This is a genomic window from Microbacterium sp. 16-032 (genome assembly GCF_041079455.1).
Classification (GTDB): domain Bacteria; phylum Actinomycetota; class Actinomycetes; order Actinomycetales; family Microbacteriaceae; genus Microbacterium; species Microbacterium testaceum_A.
Window position 1 is genome coordinate 499381 of sequence record NZ_JBFYGQ010000001.1, and the last position, 14295, is coordinate 513675.

At 69.8% G+C, this 14295-nt stretch carries 13 protein-coding genes; 7 read left to right on the forward strand and 6 right to left on the reverse strand.

Annotated features, from left to right (window positions below):
* Positions 1-286 precede the first annotated feature (286 nt).
* Genes AB6V31_RS02290 through AB6V31_RS02305 form a run of 4 tightly spaced genes read left to right on the forward strand, consistent with a single transcriptional unit; the run spans position 287 to position 3747 of the window.
* Positions 287-1222 (forward strand): ABC transporter ATP-binding protein, encoded by a 936-nt coding sequence (locus AB6V31_RS02290; RefSeq protein ID WP_369363784.1) that lies wholly within the window; start codon positions 287-289, stop codon positions 1220-1222.
* Positions 1219-2016, forward strand: a complete 798-nt coding sequence (locus AB6V31_RS02295; protein WP_369363786.1) for an ABC transporter permease — start codon at positions 1219-1221, stop codon at positions 2014-2016. The genes AB6V31_RS02290 and AB6V31_RS02295 overlap by 4 nt, the downstream gene beginning before the upstream one ends.
* 19 nt (positions 2017-2035) lie before the next feature.
* On the forward strand, positions 2036-3145 hold the full coding sequence (locus AB6V31_RS02300; RefSeq protein ID WP_369363788.1) for a sensor histidine kinase: 1110 nt from the start codon (positions 2036-2038) through the stop codon (positions 3143-3145).
* Entirely contained in the window at positions 3142-3747 is a 606-nt protein-coding gene (locus AB6V31_RS02305) for a response regulator transcription factor (RefSeq protein WP_279365654.1), read from the forward strand. The genes AB6V31_RS02300 and AB6V31_RS02305 overlap by 4 nt, the downstream gene beginning before the upstream one ends.
* On the opposite strand, the gene AB6V31_RS02310 is transcribed toward AB6V31_RS02305, so the two are convergent.
* The 4 genes from AB6V31_RS02310 to AB6V31_RS02325 all read right to left on the reverse strand — a co-directional run bounded on the left by AB6V31_RS02310 (position 3744) and on the right by AB6V31_RS02325 (position 7991).
* On the reverse strand, positions 3744-4133 hold the full coding sequence (locus tag AB6V31_RS02310) for a DUF779 domain-containing protein (RefSeq protein WP_056225001.1): 390 nt from the start codon (positions 4131-4133) through the stop codon (positions 3744-3746). The two genes, AB6V31_RS02305 and AB6V31_RS02310, sit on opposite strands and share 4 nt — an antisense overlap.
* Positions 4134-4249: 116 nt before the next feature.
* Positions 4250-5800 (reverse strand): aldehyde dehydrogenase family protein, encoded by a 1551-nt coding sequence (locus AB6V31_RS02315; protein ID WP_369363791.1) that lies wholly within the window; start codon positions 5798-5800, stop codon positions 4250-4252.
* Between the two features lie 300 nt (positions 5801-6100).
* Positions 6101-6625 carry a hypothetical protein gene (locus AB6V31_RS02320; protein ID WP_056225005.1) on the reverse strand — a complete coding sequence of 175 codons (525 nt, stop codon included), beginning with the start codon at positions 6623-6625 and terminating at the stop codon, positions 6101-6103.
* 79 nt (positions 6626-6704) lie between these two features.
* On the reverse strand, positions 6705-7991 hold the full coding sequence (locus AB6V31_RS02325) for a GAF domain-containing protein (RefSeq protein WP_268102846.1): 1287 nt from the start codon (positions 7989-7991) through the stop codon (positions 6705-6707).
* Between the two features lie 312 nt (positions 7992-8303).
* Between AB6V31_RS02325 and AB6V31_RS02330 the strand changes: the two genes are divergently transcribed.
* The 3 genes from AB6V31_RS02330 to AB6V31_RS02340 all read left to right on the forward strand — a co-directional run bounded on the left by AB6V31_RS02330 (position 8304) and on the right by AB6V31_RS02340 (position 10933).
* Positions 8304-9338, forward strand: coding sequence for an NAD(P)-dependent alcohol dehydrogenase (locus AB6V31_RS02330; RefSeq protein ID WP_251505103.1), 1035 nt, complete (start codon positions 8304-8306; stop codon positions 9336-9338).
* Positions 9339-9470: 132 nt separating this feature from the next.
* Positions 9471-9830, forward strand: coding sequence for a PadR family transcriptional regulator (locus tag AB6V31_RS02335; RefSeq protein ID WP_369363794.1), 360 nt, complete (start codon positions 9471-9473; stop codon positions 9828-9830).
* Positions 9827-10933: a hypothetical protein gene (locus AB6V31_RS02340; protein WP_369363796.1), complete on the forward strand. Its 1107-nt coding sequence runs from the start codon at positions 9827-9829 to the stop codon at positions 10931-10933. The genes AB6V31_RS02335 and AB6V31_RS02340 overlap by 4 nt, the downstream gene beginning before the upstream one ends.
* Before the next feature lie 301 nt (positions 10934-11234).
* Here the strand turns inward: AB6V31_RS02340 and AB6V31_RS02345 are convergent, their stop codons facing one another.
* Positions 11235-12662, reverse strand: a complete 1428-nt coding sequence (locus AB6V31_RS02345; protein WP_369363798.1) for a CCA tRNA nucleotidyltransferase — start codon at positions 12660-12662, stop codon at positions 11235-11237.
* Positions 12663-12715: 53 nt separating this feature from the next.
* Positions 12716-14230 (reverse strand): methyltransferase, encoded by a 1515-nt coding sequence (locus tag AB6V31_RS02350; protein ID WP_369363800.1) that lies wholly within the window; start codon positions 14228-14230, stop codon positions 12716-12718.
* Between the last annotated feature and the right edge of the window lie 65 nt (positions 14231-14295).

A 14295-nucleotide genomic window follows, 5' to 3' on the forward strand; every position in this document is an offset into this window, starting at 1 on the left:
GGATTCATGGCGGACCCTTGCGCCGCACAGCCGGTCAATATCAGACCCACGCCAGCGGCAATCGCGGCCAACCTTCTCATCTGTCAACCCGTCTCATGTCGGACTCGACTCGCCACCTGCATGCCGGAAAGGTAGACGAATTCGGCGGCAACCCTCGAGAGTTATCCCCAGATATCACCCGCGTACGCGGCAGAATTCACCCGCGGATCCACCCATGACGAACGTCACCTCTGAATGGTGACAGCCGTCCGATGTGTGGCGGGCGCTCCGAGGCCAGCATGAACACATGACCTCCTCCACCCCCACCCCCGCCGCGATCGACGCGCGGGGCGTCGTCAAGAGCTTCGGCTCCGTCCACGCCGTCCGCGGCGTCGACCTCACCGTCCGACCGGGCGAGATCGTGGCCTTCCTCGGCCCGAACGGCGCGGGCAAGACCACCACGATCGACATGATCCTGGGCCTCACGAACCCCGACGCCGGCAGCATCGAGGTGTTCGGCCACAGCGCTCGGGGAGCCGTCGCCCGGGGCCTCGTCTCTGCCGTCCTCCAGTCGGGCGGGCTGCTGAAAGACCTGACCGTGCGCGAAACGGTGGAGCTGACGGCGAGCCTGTTCGCCGAGAAGCGCCCCGTCGACGAGGCCCTCGAGCGTGCCGGCATCCTGAACCTCGCCCGCCGCAAGGTGGGCCTGTGCTCGGGCGGCGAGCAGCAGCGTCTGCGCTTCGCGATGGCACTCGTCAGCGACCCGGCGCTGCTGATCCTCGACGAGCCCACCACCGGCATGGACGTCGAGGCACGCCGGTCGTTCTGGAACGCGATCCGGGCGGATGCCGCGCGCGGACGCACCGTGATGTTCGCCACGCACTACCTCGACGAGGCCGACGAGTACGCCGATCGCATCGTGCTGATGCGCGGCGGGCAGATCGTGGCCGACGGCAGCACCACCGAGATCAAGAACCTCGTCTCGGGGCGGGTCGTTCAGGTGACTCTCCCGGATGCCGACCTCACGGCCCTCGCGGCCGTTCCGGGCGTCGACTCGGTCGAGGCCGCCGGCGAGCGCATCACCGTGCACACGCGGGATTCCGACGCCCTGGCGCGTCACCTCCTCACCTCCACCTCGGCGCGGGATCTCGAGATCACCGCCCAGAACCTCGAGAGCGTGTTCCTGACGCTCACCGCCGAGCCCTCGGCATCCGACCTCGTCTCGACAGGAGCACTCCGATGACCGCCATCGCCCTCGACCGCCCGCTGCCCGCCATGGGCGGGTTCACACTGACCTATCTGCGCATCGAATTGGTGCGAAAGCTGCGCAATCCGCGCAGCATCCTGTTCACCGTCGCGTTCCCCGTGCTGATGTTCTTCATCGTCGGATTCCAGACGCTCGACGTGCCGCTGACGGGTACTCCCTTGGCGTCCGGGGGAGTGTCGGTGGCCGCGTACATCATGGTCTCGATGGCGATGTACGGAACCATGATGTCGGCGACCCAGACCGGGGCGTCGGTCGCGGTCGAGCGCGCACAGGGCTGGTCGCGGCAGCTGCGGCTCACCCCTCTCAACCCCATCTCGAACGTCGTCGTCAAGATGCTCGCGGGCATGATGTTCGGCCTGATCGCGGTCATCGCGACCTACGCGGTGGCCGCCGGCGCGGGCGTGCAGCTCGCCCCGGTGCAGTGGATCGTCACGGGCCTTTCGGCCTGGGTGCTCGCCGGAGCCGTCTTCACCACGCTCGGCCTGATGGTCGGGTACATGGTGCCGGGCGAGAACGCGGCGCAGATCACCAGCCTCGCGGTGGTGCTGCTGTCGTTCCTCGGCGGGCTGTTCTTCCCCCTGTCGTCGATGCCCGACTTCCTGCAGGTCATCGGCAAGCTGACGCCGGTTTACGGCATCGGCGAGCTCGCTCGCTCGCCCCTCACCGGCGACGGATTCGACCTCGGCGCCCTCGTCAACGCGGTGGTCTGGCTCGCGGTGTTCATCGCCGGCACCGTCTCCTTCTTCCGTCGCGACACGCGTCGCGGCTGACACGCCTAGGGTGAACGACGTGAGCACGACGACCGGCCCGGAGCGCACCCGCGTTCCGGGCCGCCGTCCGTTCCGCCGCGGCTGGTTCATCGGGGCGTCGATCTCGCTGATCTGGACCTTCCCGGTCCTCGTCGAATTGTGGGAGGGTCCGAGCGTCGCGGGTCACCTCGTCGGCACCGCGATCATCGTCGTGTTCGCGGCCGTGTTCATGGCGGCGGTTCCCTACGCCCGCGTCACCACGTCGCGACTGCGCCGGCTGCTGCCGACGGTGGTGCTCTTCGCGCTGAGCCTCACGCTGCTTCCGTGGCTCGGCACCGACGTCCGCTGGATGTGGACCTTCGTTGGCGTCGCGTTCGCCGTCTCGGCGATGGGCCGCAGGACCACCTGGCTCTTCGTCCCCGCCCTCAGCGCCCTGTCGTTCGTCGTCGGCGAGGCGATGGGGGCCGACGCGTTCTCGAACGTCGTGAACTCGGCGATCATCCTCTCGATCTCGATCATGATGTTCAGCTTCGTCGAGAACATCTCGACCCTCGAGCGGCTGCGCGCCGCTCAAGAGCAGATCGCCGAACTCGCCGCCGAACGCGAGCGCGGCCGCGTCGCTCGCGACGTGCACGACATCCTCGGACACTCGCTCACGGTGATCACCGTGAAGGCCGAGTTGGCGGGACGACTGATGGATGCCGGCTCCCCGGCCGCCCGCGACGAGATCGCCCAGATCGAGGGTCTCTCCCGCGGAGCCCTGGCCGACGTGCGCGCGACCGTGCACGGCTACCGTGGCGTGAGCATCAGCGGCGAGCTCGCCGCAGCCCGCGCCGCGCTCGAGAGCGCCGGCGTCTCGGCCGACCTCCCCGGCTCCACCGACCAGGTGCCCGCAGACCGCCGCGAGCTCGCGGGATGGGTCGTGCGCGAGGCCGTCACCAACGTGGTGCGCCACTCGGGCGCGAGCGCCTGCCGCGTGCGACTCGACAACCGCTCGATCGAGGTCGTCGACGACGGTTGCGGCCCGGCGTCCACGGCATCCACCGGCTCAGGACTCACGGGACTCCGCGAACGCGTCGAGACCTCGGGAGCACGGTTGACCATCGGTCGCAGCGACCTCGGCGGATTCAAAGTGAAGGTGGCGTGGTGATCCGACTGCTCATCGCCGACGATCAGGCCCTCGTTCGCGGCGCCCTCGCCGCCCTGCTCGGACTCGAGGCCGACATCGAAGTCGTCGCGCAGGTCGGACGCGGAGACGAGGTGGTCGAGGCGGCGCGCACGTCGGGGGCCACGGTCGCCCTTCTCGACATCGAGATGCCCGGGATCGACGGGATCGCCGCCGCCGCGCAGCTGCGTGCGGAGGTTCCCGGATGCCGTGCCCTCATCGTCACGACCTTCGGACGCCCCGGCTACCTGGCGCGGGCGATGCAGGCCGGCGCCTCGGGCTTCGTGGTGAAGGACACGCCCGCGGCCGAGCTGGCCGACGCGGTGCGGCGGGTCTCCCAGGGACTGCGCGTGGTCGACCCCGCTCTCGCAGCCGAGTCGTTGGCGCAGGGCGACTCGCCCCTGACCGAGCGGGAGACCGACGTGCTCGCCGCTGCCCGCGACGGCGGCTCGATCGCCGACATCGCGCGGACCGTCCACCTCTCGGAGGGCACCGTGAAGAACCACCTGTCGAGCGCGATCGGCAAGACCGGCGGGCGGAATCGTGCGGATGCCGTGCGGGTGGCCGTCGAGCGCGGGTGGCTCTAACGGTCGGCGCCCACTCCGAACGCCTCCGCCTCCTCCTCCGTCAGCATCCGGGAGCGGATGAGGAAGCGCATGCCCGTCGGTCCCTCGACCGAGAAGCCCGCGCCACGACCGGGGACGACGTCGATCGTCAGGTGCGTGAACTTCCAGTACTCGAACTGCGACTCCGACATGTAGACCTCGATCGGGTCGTCGAGACCCGCATCGATGTCGCCGAGGTGCACGTCGCTAGGCCCCGTGATGAACATGCCCACGGGGTAGCACATGGGGGAGCTGCCATCGCAGCAACCGCCGGACTGATGGAACATCAGCGGCCCGTGCGTGGCCGTGAGCTCGCGCAGCAGCGCGGCCGCGGCATCCGTCACATCGACGCGAGAGAACTCGGCCATGTCCCGTTCCTTTCGAACGATGTCCCACTTTCTGTCGTCTGAGGGGTGCTCAGACGACCATTTGTGGGACATGGCGAGGCGGCGCCGAGGCCCGAAAGCCCCGGCGCCGCTGCGACTCAGAAGAAGCCCATCGCCCCGTCGGCGTACGACACGAGCAGGTTCTTCGTCTGCTGGTAGTGATCGAGCATCTTGAGGTGGTTCTCGCGACCGATGCCCGACTGCTTGTATCCGCCGAACGCCGCGTGCGCGGGGTACTGGTGGTATGTGTTCGTCCAGACGCGGCCCGCCTCGATCGCGCGACCGGCACGGTAGGCGGTGTCGCCACTGCGTGCCCAGACGCCCGCGCCCAAGCCGTAGAGCGTGTCGTTGGCGATCGAGATGGCGTCGTCGAAGTCGTCGAACGACGTGACCGACAGCACGGGGCCGAAGATCTCCTCCTGGAAGATGCGCATGTCGTTCGTGCCCTCGAAAACGGTCGGGGCGACGTAGTAGCCGCCCGACAGGTCGCCGCCGAGGTCGACGCGCTCACCGCCCGTGAGGAGCTTCGCCCCACCCTGCTTGCCGATGTCGATGTACGACAGGATCTTCTCGAGCTGGTCGTTCGAGGCCTGCGCGCCGATCATCGTCTCGGGGTCGAGCGGGTTGCCCTGGCGCACCTTCTTCACGCGCTCGAGGCCGTCGCCGAGGAACTGGTCGTAGATCGACCGCTGAATGAGCGAGCGCGACGGGCACGTGCAGACCTCGCCCTGGTTCAGTGCGAACATCGTGAAGCCCTCGAGCGCCTTGTCGTAGTACGCGTCGTCGTTGTGCAGGGCGACGTCTTCGAAGAAGACGTTGGGGCTCTTGCCACCGAGTTCGAGCGTCACGGGGATGAGGTTCTGCGAGGCGTACTGCATGATCAGGCGGCCGGTCGTGGTCTCGCCGGTGAAGGCAATCTTGCGGATCCGCTTGTGCTGCGCGAGCGGTGCACCCGCCTCGATGCCGAAGCCGTTGACGATGTTCACCACGCCCGCGGGGAGCAGGTCACCGATGATGTCGAACAGGAAGAGCAGCGACGCCGGCGTCTGCTCGGCCGGCTTGATCACGACGCAGTTGCCCGCGGCGAGGGCCGGAGCGAGCTTCCACGCGGCCATGAGGATCGGGAAGTTCCACGGGATGATCTGACCCACCACACCGAGCGGCTCGTTGAAGTGGTAGGCCACGGTGTTCTCGTCGAGCTGGCTGAGCGAGCCCTCCTGCGCCCGCAGCACGCCCGCGAAGTAGCGGAAGTGATCGACCGTGAGGGGAATGTCGGCGGCGAGCGTCTCGCGCACCGGCTTGCCGTTCTCCCACGTCTCGGCGACGGCGATCTTCTCGAGGTTCTCTTCGATGCGGTCGGCGATCTTGTTCAGGATGACGCTGCGCTCGGCGGGAGTGGTCTTCTTCCACGACGCGAACGCCTTCCACCCGGCCTCGACCGCACGGTCGATGTCGTGCGCGTCGCCGCGGGCGACCTCGCAGAACGGCTTGCCGGTGACGGGGGTGATGTTCTCGAAGTACTCCCCGGAGTGGGGTTTGACCCATTCGCCGCCGATGTAGTGCCCGTACCGCGAGCGGTACTCGGCGACGGCCCCGCGGGTTCCCGGGGCGGCGTAGACGCTGGATACGCCTTCTTCGACGATGGTCATGCGTGTCTCCTTCGACGGTCATGAGTCGCCGCGTCGGCTTCGGGCGGCGATGCGCCGACGGTACGCCGCAGGAGGTTGCATCGGGTTGCACGGGCGAGCGGGCGTGCGCTCAGGACGCATTCGTTCGACGAGACCGCACCAGTTCGACGCGAAACGGGTGCGTCGTCGACGAACGAATGCGGCTTCGACGCGGGCGCGGTGACCGCGCCAGAAGCCCGACGCCGACGCGGGCAGGACGGCCGGACAGAACGACGGATGCCGCGACCCTCGGGCCGCGGCGTCCGTTCGAGCGAACGCTGTCTACGCGTCGGCGTCGGCGAGCACCGAGCGCAGCGGGGGCACGTTGACCTCGTGCAGGTCGACGCCGTCGAGGCGCTCGATGCTCTGCACGCGCGGCGCGATCGCGCGGTCGTCGGCGACGATCCAGCTGCCGACGAGCAGGAAGCGGTCGTTGCCCGCCGTGATCGGGCCGGTGAGGGCGAAGGTCTGGTGCGTCGGCGTGAGGAAGGTCACGCGCACGGGCGTTCCGTGGGGGAGGGTCGAGGGATCGACAACGTCGGCCTCGAGCGCGGGCTGGGGAGCCTCGATGCCGAGGTCAATGCGCTGGATCTCGGCGCTCGTGGCGAGGATGACGTCGCCCACGAGCGGCTGCCCGCCCACGCCGATGCGCACGGTGCCCTCGAGCGCGTACAGGCCGTAGCGCGGGGAGCGGACGATGACGCGCGCGACGTCACCCGCCTTGACCTCGGCGAGGGCCTCGCGGATACGCCCCACGTCGCGACGGGCGCGTGCTGCCGAGAAAATGTCGAGCGCGTTTTCGTCCATATGTTCAGCGTAACGAGGGCCTCCGACATCGGGGACGCTCTCGGGAAATCCCCTGGTGGCGCCGGGCGAGCGCGGAGTGTCACCCCCGAGCGAGACGCTCCAGTCGAGCAACCAGTCCCGCTCGCTTGGGGGAGCGGGCGGGAACGAGCTCGAGGCAGAGCCGCAGCACCTCTTCGTCATCGCGCGCATCGGCTGTCTCGGCGTAGGCGAGCAGGACGTCGACCCCCGCCTCTTCGATGAGGGCCTCTCGCAGGGTCGAGCGCACCGATTCGCGTACCTCGACCACTCCCGGTGCCTCCGACTCCGGCAGCACCGGTCCGGCGTACGCGGCGAGCGCCACGCGATGCGCACCCCTGTCCAGCAGCGACAGCACGTGCTGGGCGTCGGTCTCGAGGCCCACGGGCAGTCGATAGGGACGGGATGCCGGAACGAGACGCGGCGCCACCGGCACGAGCGCGCGCCGAAGCCGCACCATCTCGGGGCGCAGCGTCTCGACGGCGGCGTGGCCGTACACCGCCTCGCTCAGGGCCTCGGCCGACAGCCCCTCCCGGTGCACGGCGAGCAGCAGAAGGATCTCCGCGTGCCGGGCGCTCAACTCGACCGCCGCACCCCCGACCTCGAGCAGCGCGCGATCCCGTCCGAGGATGCGCAGCAGAGCCCGGGCCGGCGCTGACCGCCGCGGGGGAGGAGCCTGCTGAGCGCGCAGCCGCCCCACGAGGATCTCGCTCTCGATCGCCCGGGCCGTGGCATCCACCAACAACTGGGCTTGAGGGGTCACGGCCTCGGGCCCTCCGGTGACATCGATCACACCGAGCAGACGCCGCGTCTCGGGATCGTGCACGGGCGCCGCGGTGCAGGACCACGGCTGCACAAGGCGATTGAAGTGTTCGGCACCGCGGATCTGCACCGACCTGTCGAGAGTCAGCGCCGTTCCGGGAGCGGACGTGCCCACGGCATCCTCCGCCCAATTCGCCCCCGCCACGAACCCCATGTCGCCGGTCAGGGCGCGGATGTGACGATCACCTTCGACCCACAGCAGACGGCCCGCAGCATCGCCGACCGCCACGACCACGCCCGATTCCTCCGCAGTTCCGGGCAGGAGCAGAGAACGCACCATGTCCATGACCCCGGCGAGCGGGTGAGCGCGGCGGTAGGCCTCCAGCTCGCCGCTGGGAAGGTCGAGCGGAGGAAGACCTTCGGGGCCGACGAGGGATGCCAAGGACCTCCGCCACGACTCCTGCACGAGCGGTCGCACGTCGTCGAGTCGGCGGTCGTCGTTGCCGGCGATGAGCTCCTCGTGAGCACGCGCGATCAACAGCCCCGAGGTCTCGGGGGAAACAGTCGGTCGCGACCATGGAGAGGGCACGGGACTCCCATCGGCGGTGACGGAGGTGGCTCCCAGTGTAGGTCGCGTGGTGCGCGTGGGGGAGGGCGGGCATCACTGGGGCGCACTCGGTGCACCGGGGCGGTCGTCGACCACCCCACTGCACGACACGCGCCCCGTTACGGCGCGACCTCCCACGACACGACGTGCGCGCGGCCCAGCGGCACCGGTGCGAGGCATCCATTCTTCCCCCGCCGATGAGAACGGTTCCCGATCCCCTCGAAACGCCGTCAACCCCCGTTACCGCCCACGGCCGGCGAGCGCACGGTGGAAGGACTGACAGAAAGGAACGCCATGAAGGCTGTGCAGTACCGCGAGATCGGCAAAGGACCCGAGGTCGTCGAGATCGAGGAGCCCCACGCGGGCCCGGGCCAGGTGCGTCTGAAGGTGACCGCGGCGGGGCTGTGCCACTCCGACTGGTTCGTGATGGACCTCCCCGAGGACCAGTACACCTACGGCCTGCCGCTCACCCTCGGCCACGAGGGCGCGGGCATCGTCGACGAACTCGGCGAGGGCGTCGAGGGCGTCGAGATCGGCGCGGCCTACGCGATCTACGGACCGTGGGGCTGCGGGCGCTGCCACGCGTGCGCCCAGGGTGCCGAGAACTACTGCCCCTACGCGGCCGAGATGGGCATCACCCCTCCGGGCCTGGGGAGCCCGGGCGCGATGGCCGAGTACGTGATCGTGGACGACCCTCGACACCTCGCCCCGCTGGGCGACCTCGATCCCGTCGAGACGGTCTCGCTGACCGATGCCGGACTCACCCCGTACCACGCGATCGTCTCGGCGAAAGAGAAGCTGTACCCCGGTGCGACGGCCGTCGTCATCGGCGTCGGCGGCCTCGGTCACGTCGGTGTGCAGATCCTCCGCGCGATCACCCAGGCCACCGTCATCGCCGTCGACCTCGGCGAAGACAAGCTGGCCCTCGCTCGCGAGGTGGGTGCGCACCACACGGTGAACTCCGACGAGCACGCGGCCGAGCGCATCCGCGAGCTCACGAACGGACTCGGCGCCACCGCGGTATTCGACTTCGTCGGCGTGCAGCCCACGATCGACCTCGCGCGCGCGGTCGCCGGAATGGACAGCTTCATCCACATCGTCGGCATCGGCGGAGGCATCATGCCGGCCGGGTTCTTCTCCACGCCGATGGGCGCCGCGGTGCGTGCTCCCTATTGGGGCACCCGCAGCGAGCTCATCGAGGTGCTCGACCTCGCGCGCAGCGGCGCGGTCGGCGTCCACGTCGAGCGCTACGGCTTCGACGGTGCCGTCGAGGCGTACGCGAAGCTGCACAAGGGGCAGGTGCGCGGCCGCGCCGTCGTCGTGCCCTGACGCGAACCTCGAGGGGGTGGCATCCGGATCATGGATGCCACCCCCTCGGCGTTCCGAAATCACCCGGGTATGCACTCCGCACTACTGTGCAGTGCGTGGTACTGTCCGAGGCAGACAAGCGAAGGGGGCCGCGTGGATACGACGCAGCTGTTGAAGGGGGTGCTGGATGCCGCGGTGCTCGCGGTCGTGCAGCACGACGACGGTTACGGGTACGACATCGTGCGGCGCCTGCGCGAAGCGGGGCTCGGCGAGGTCGGCGACGCGTCGGTGTATGGGACGCTCCGCCGCCTGTACTCCGCGGGCGCGCTGTCGAGCTACGTCGTGCCGTCGGAGGGCGGGCCGCACCGCAAGTACTACGCGATCAACCCGCTGGGCCGTGAGCTGCTCGACGCACAACGTGCCAGCTGGACGCACTTCTCGTCAGCCATGACGAACCTTCTCGAGGACACGACTCCCACCCCGAAGCTGCGCACGATCGGAGATGCACGATGACCACCACGACCGTCCACGACGATATCCGCGCCTTCGCCGCCGCCGTCCGCTCTCATCTCGATGATCTCCCCGTCGACGAGGTCGATGACCTGCTCGACGGCCTCGAAGCGGATCTGTCGGATCAGGCCGCGGAGGCCGGAGAGCACTTCGAGACCCCGGACGCCGCCACCTACGCCGCCGAACTCCGCTCCGCCGCGGGGCTCCCCGAGCGTGGTGCGCCTCGCACAGCCCGGAAACGCGAGCCGCTCTTGAAGCAGGTGGTGGACGGGTGGCGCGAGGTCGGCGAGGTCATTCAGAGAAACCCGGTCGGCGCCTGGATGCTGGACCTGTTCGGCGCGCTGCGTCCGGTCTGGTGGCTGGTTCGCGGCGCCACCTGGTACGTCTGCCTGTACCTCTTGGTCTGGATCGTCGTGCCGTCGAGTGTCTCCGGCGGCCTGCTCGGCGCCATCCTCGCCCTCGGCGGCAATGCGGTCGCGTGGGCGGTCCTCCTCGCCGCCGTCACCCTGAGCGTGCAGTGGGGCCGCGGGCGTTGGCTCCCGGGAAACGGCGTGCGGATTCTGCGGTCGTTCCTGACGATCGGCGCCGTACTCGCCCTTCCGATTCTCGCGGGCCTGTTCGCGCAGGGTGTGGGCCTCGCGCTGAACCGCGCCAACGCGGTTCCCGAGCCCTACGTCGTCTCGGGGCTCTCGGTCGACGGTTCGCGCATCCGCAACATCTTCGCGTTCGACGCCGAGGGCAACCCCATCCCCGTCGTTCAACTGTTCGACCAGGACGGCACTCCGCTCACCACGGTCGGACGTGACCAGGGGCCGCAGACGATCGACGGCTACTTCTACGGTGGCGGCGGTCCGGTGCCGGTGCCCTACCCGGTGCCCGGGGGTAACGACGCCTGGAACATCTTCCCGCTCAGAGAGTTGCCGGCGGGTTCTTGGATGACGCCGGACGATATCGCGAACGCGGAACCTACGGACTTCCCGTTCTCACGGGTGCAGTCACTCCCCGAGGATGTCGTGAAATCGGCAACGAAAACCGAACAGACACCGCTCCCCACAGCCATGCCCCAGCCAAATGCTGACGGTCAGCTCGGGGCGGTCACCCCGTGACCGACCAACCGCACATCGTCGGCATCGATCTCACCCACCTCGTGATCGTCGCGCTCGCTCACACCGACGACGATGGCGACCGACCGCACTGAGACAGGCGCCCGGGACGGATCTTCGGGGGAGTGGGGGCTTCCGAATACCGTCCCGGGCGTCGGCCTATCGCTTCATTCCGGATTGAGCATGTACCGTCGAGCTGATCGGACCGGCGACGAGTCGACGGCCGTCGTCCACCGCCGACGCGTCACCCACGACATCCGCATGACGGTCGCGCCAACCACCCAAGAGCGGTGACAGGGCTGCTTCAGCCCCGCGCCGCCCACCATTCGCGCAGGCGCTTCTCGGCCTCTTCTTCGCCCACCACGCCCTCGTCGAGGCGCAGCTCGAGCAAGAAGCGGTAGGCCTCGCCGACCTCGCGACCGGGCGTGAGGCCGAGGACCTCCTGAATGCGGTTGCCGTCGAGCTCGGGGCGGATCGAGTCGATCTCCTCCTGCTCGCGGAGCGCGGCGATGCGGGCCTCGATGTCGTCGTACGCGGATGCCAGGCGCTGTGCCTTGCGCTTGTTGCGCGTGGTCACGTCGGCCCGGGTCAAGATGTGCAGGCGTTCGAGCTCGTCTCCGGCGTCGCGCACGTAGCGCCGGACCGCGGCATCCGTCCACGCTCCCTCGGCGTAGCCGAAGAAGCGCAGGTGCAGCTCGACCAGCCGGGTGACGACGGTGGTCGTGGCCGCGTCGAAGCGCAGGGCCTGCAGGCGCTTGCGCGCCATGCGCGCGCCCTTGATGTCGTGGTGGTGGAAGGTGACGCCCCCGCCCGCTTCGAGGCGTCGGGTGGCGGGCTTGCCGATGTCGTGCAGGAGGGCCGCCAGCCGCAGGGGCACATCGGGGGCGGCATCCGGGTGTCGCTGCTTCTCGAGCGCGATCGCCTGGCGCAGCACCGTCAGCGAGTGTTCGTACACGTCCTTGTGGTGGTGGTGCTCGTCGACCTCGAGGCGCAGGGCGGGGACTTCGGGGAGGAACTCGTCGATCAGCCCGGTCTCGACGAGAACGCGGATGCCGCGGACGGGATCATCCGTCTGCAAGAGCCGCACGAGTTCGGCCTGCACGCGCTCGGGGCTGACGATGGCGAGCGAGCTGCGCAGCTCGCGGATCGCGTCCAGGGTCTCGGGGTCGACGACGAAGTCGAGTTGCGACGCGAAGCGGGCTCCGCGCAGCATGCGCAGGGGGTCGTCGCCGAAGCTCACGGCGGGATCGATAGGCGTGCGCAAGCGCCCGGCGATGAGGTCTTCCACACCACCGGTGGGGTCCACGAGCGTGCGGGCGGGAACGCGGAGCGCCATGGCGTTCACGGTGAAGTCGCGGCGGCTGAGGTCGGCCTCGAGGGTGTCGCCGAACTCGACGGTGGGCTTGCGGGTGACCCCGTCGTAGCTGTCCGCGCGATACGTGGTGATCTCGACCTGTTCGCCCTTCACCCGGGCGCCGATGGTGCCGAACGCCCGTCCGACGTCCCACTGCACGCTCGAGACGGGCTTCACGAGCGCGAGGATCTCGTCGGGGCGAGCGTCGGTGGTGAAGTCGAAATCGTGGGTCACGCGCCCCAGCAGGGCATCGCGCACGGGACCGCCCACGATCGCCAGATCGCGACCGGCATCGGCGAAGACCCGGGCGAGCGTGGCGACCACGGGATGCGCGGCGAGCTCCTCGAGGCGCGCGAGACCCTCAGCCATGTTCAGCATGCCTTCGAGCCTATCCGGGGCCGCCGACGGCTCCGTCGGGCAGTCGCGACGCGTCAGTCGTCGGCGAAGCCCAGCAACCCCGTCACCAGCAACTCACGCACCCGCGGCAGCAGGTCGGTGCGCAGGGCCTCGGCATCCACCTCCATGAGCTGGGCGATCGCATCGATGAGGGCTCCCACGGCCAGGTCGCCGTCGCAGGCGCCGACGAGGGCCGCGAGCCCCGGGTCCACCTCGAGCGTGCGCGCGAAGCCGCCGCCCTGTCGGAGCTCGATGACCGAGGGGTCCTCCTCGCCCGGTCGGTGGTGGCGCGCCTCGGTGACGTCGGGAGCCACGCGCAGCACGCTCGAGGCCAGTCCGTCGTCGTCGAGCAGGGCGGCCCGGTCATGGGCGGCGAGGGATGCCGAGAGGTGCGGTCCGAACGCCGATTCGCCTCCGCCCGAGACGCGTTCGTACCGCGCGAGGGTCGGCCCGCCCGCGAGGGGGCGCCGCAGCAGCACGTACCCGAACCCGACGCCGGTCACTCCCCGTGCCGCGAAGTCGTCGAGCCACGCGTCGATGAGCCGCGCGTACTCGGGTGTGCCGGGAACGGTGCCACCGTCACGCACCCACAGCTCGGCGTACGCGAGGGGGTCGAGCACTTCGCGCTCGATCACCCACGCGTCGAGCGACGAGCCGACCCACCCGCGCACGCGGTCGAGCCCCGACTCTCCCCACCGGTACTCCCAGTTTCCCAGCGACTGCGCCACCGCCCCGGGCGCGAGATGTTCCCCCACGCCCGAGATGACCGCCGCGACGAGGGAGTCGCCCTCCATTCCGCCGTCGCGGTACTCGTACGCCGGAACGCCGGCGACGCGCGGCGTGATGACGAACGGGGGATTGGATGCCACTCGGTCGAACGTCTCGCCGGCGACGGGCTCGAACAGCGAGCCCAGGCGGGTCTCGATCCCGTCCACGCCGTTCACGAGGGCGTTGAGGCGGGTGAAGCGCAGCGCGCGCTCGGAGATGTCGGTCGCGACCACGTGGTCGACGAGCCGGCGCAGTCGGAGGGCCTGGATGCCGCAGCCCGTGCCGATGTCGAGGGCCGTGCGCGCTCGGCGGGTGAGTTGCAGGCGCGCGAGGGTCTGGGAGGCCCCGCCGACGCCGAGCACGTGGTCCTCGGGGAGCGGACCCTCGAGGGCCGCCTCGTCGAGGTCACTGGCGATCCACCACTCGACCTCCCCCTCGTCGTCGGCGAAGGCCTGAGGCCTCACGAGCACGGCGGGGGTCACGGCATCCCCCGAGATCTCCAGCAGTCCGAGCGCGGCCGCTCCGTCGACGCGCAACGTCGGCAGCGCCGCTTCGGCGTCACCGCGCGGGACGGGCAGCCCGAGCCCCCACAGACGACCCAGCACGGCGAGCGCATCGCCGCGCTCACCCAACGCGCGCGTGGCCGGGCGGCGGAGACCCCTCGCGACGGCGTCGTCGGCCTGGGGTCCCCAGGCGGCGCGGAGGGCGGCGCTCGTGTAGTCCGCGGTGCGGAGGTCGTCGGCGAGGGCCTGGCACAGCTGGGGATCGGGTTCGGGAAGCACCGGTCCATTCAACCGTCTGCGCGAGGCTATCGGGGGGCTTGTAGGTAGGCGGGCCTAGACTCGCA

Bases quoted from the DNA above. Each gene is read 5' to 3' on its own strand.
- AB6V31_RS02290 (WP_369363784.1), top strand. From the start codon at position 287: ATGACCTCCTCCACCCCCACCCCCGCCGCGATCGACGCGCGGGGCGTC.
- AB6V31_RS02310 (WP_056225001.1), bottom strand. From the start codon at position 4,133: ATGGCCGAGTTCTCTCGCGTCGATGTGACGGATGCCGCGGCCGCGCTG.
- AB6V31_RS02345 (WP_369363798.1), bottom strand. From the start codon at position 12,662: ATGCTGAACATGGCTGAGGGTCTCGCGCGCCTCGAGGAGCTCGCCGCG.
- AB6V31_RS02320 (WP_056225005.1), bottom strand. From the start codon at position 6,625: ATGGACGAAAACGCGCTCGACATTTTCTCGGCAGCACGCGCCCGTCGC.
- AB6V31_RS02330 (WP_251505103.1), top strand. From the start codon at position 8,304: ATGAAGGCTGTGCAGTACCGCGAGATCGGCAAAGGACCCGAGGTCGTC.
- AB6V31_RS02295 (WP_369363786.1), top strand. From the start codon at position 1,219: ATGACCGCCATCGCCCTCGACCGCCCGCTGCCCGCCATGGGCGGGTTC.
- AB6V31_RS02340 (WP_369363796.1), top strand. From the start codon at position 9,827: ATGACCACCACGACCGTCCACGACGATATCCGCGCCTTCGCCGCCGCC.
- AB6V31_RS02315 (WP_369363791.1), bottom strand. From the start codon at position 5,800: ATGACCATCGTCGAAGAAGGCGTATCCAGCGTCTACGCCGCCCCGGGA.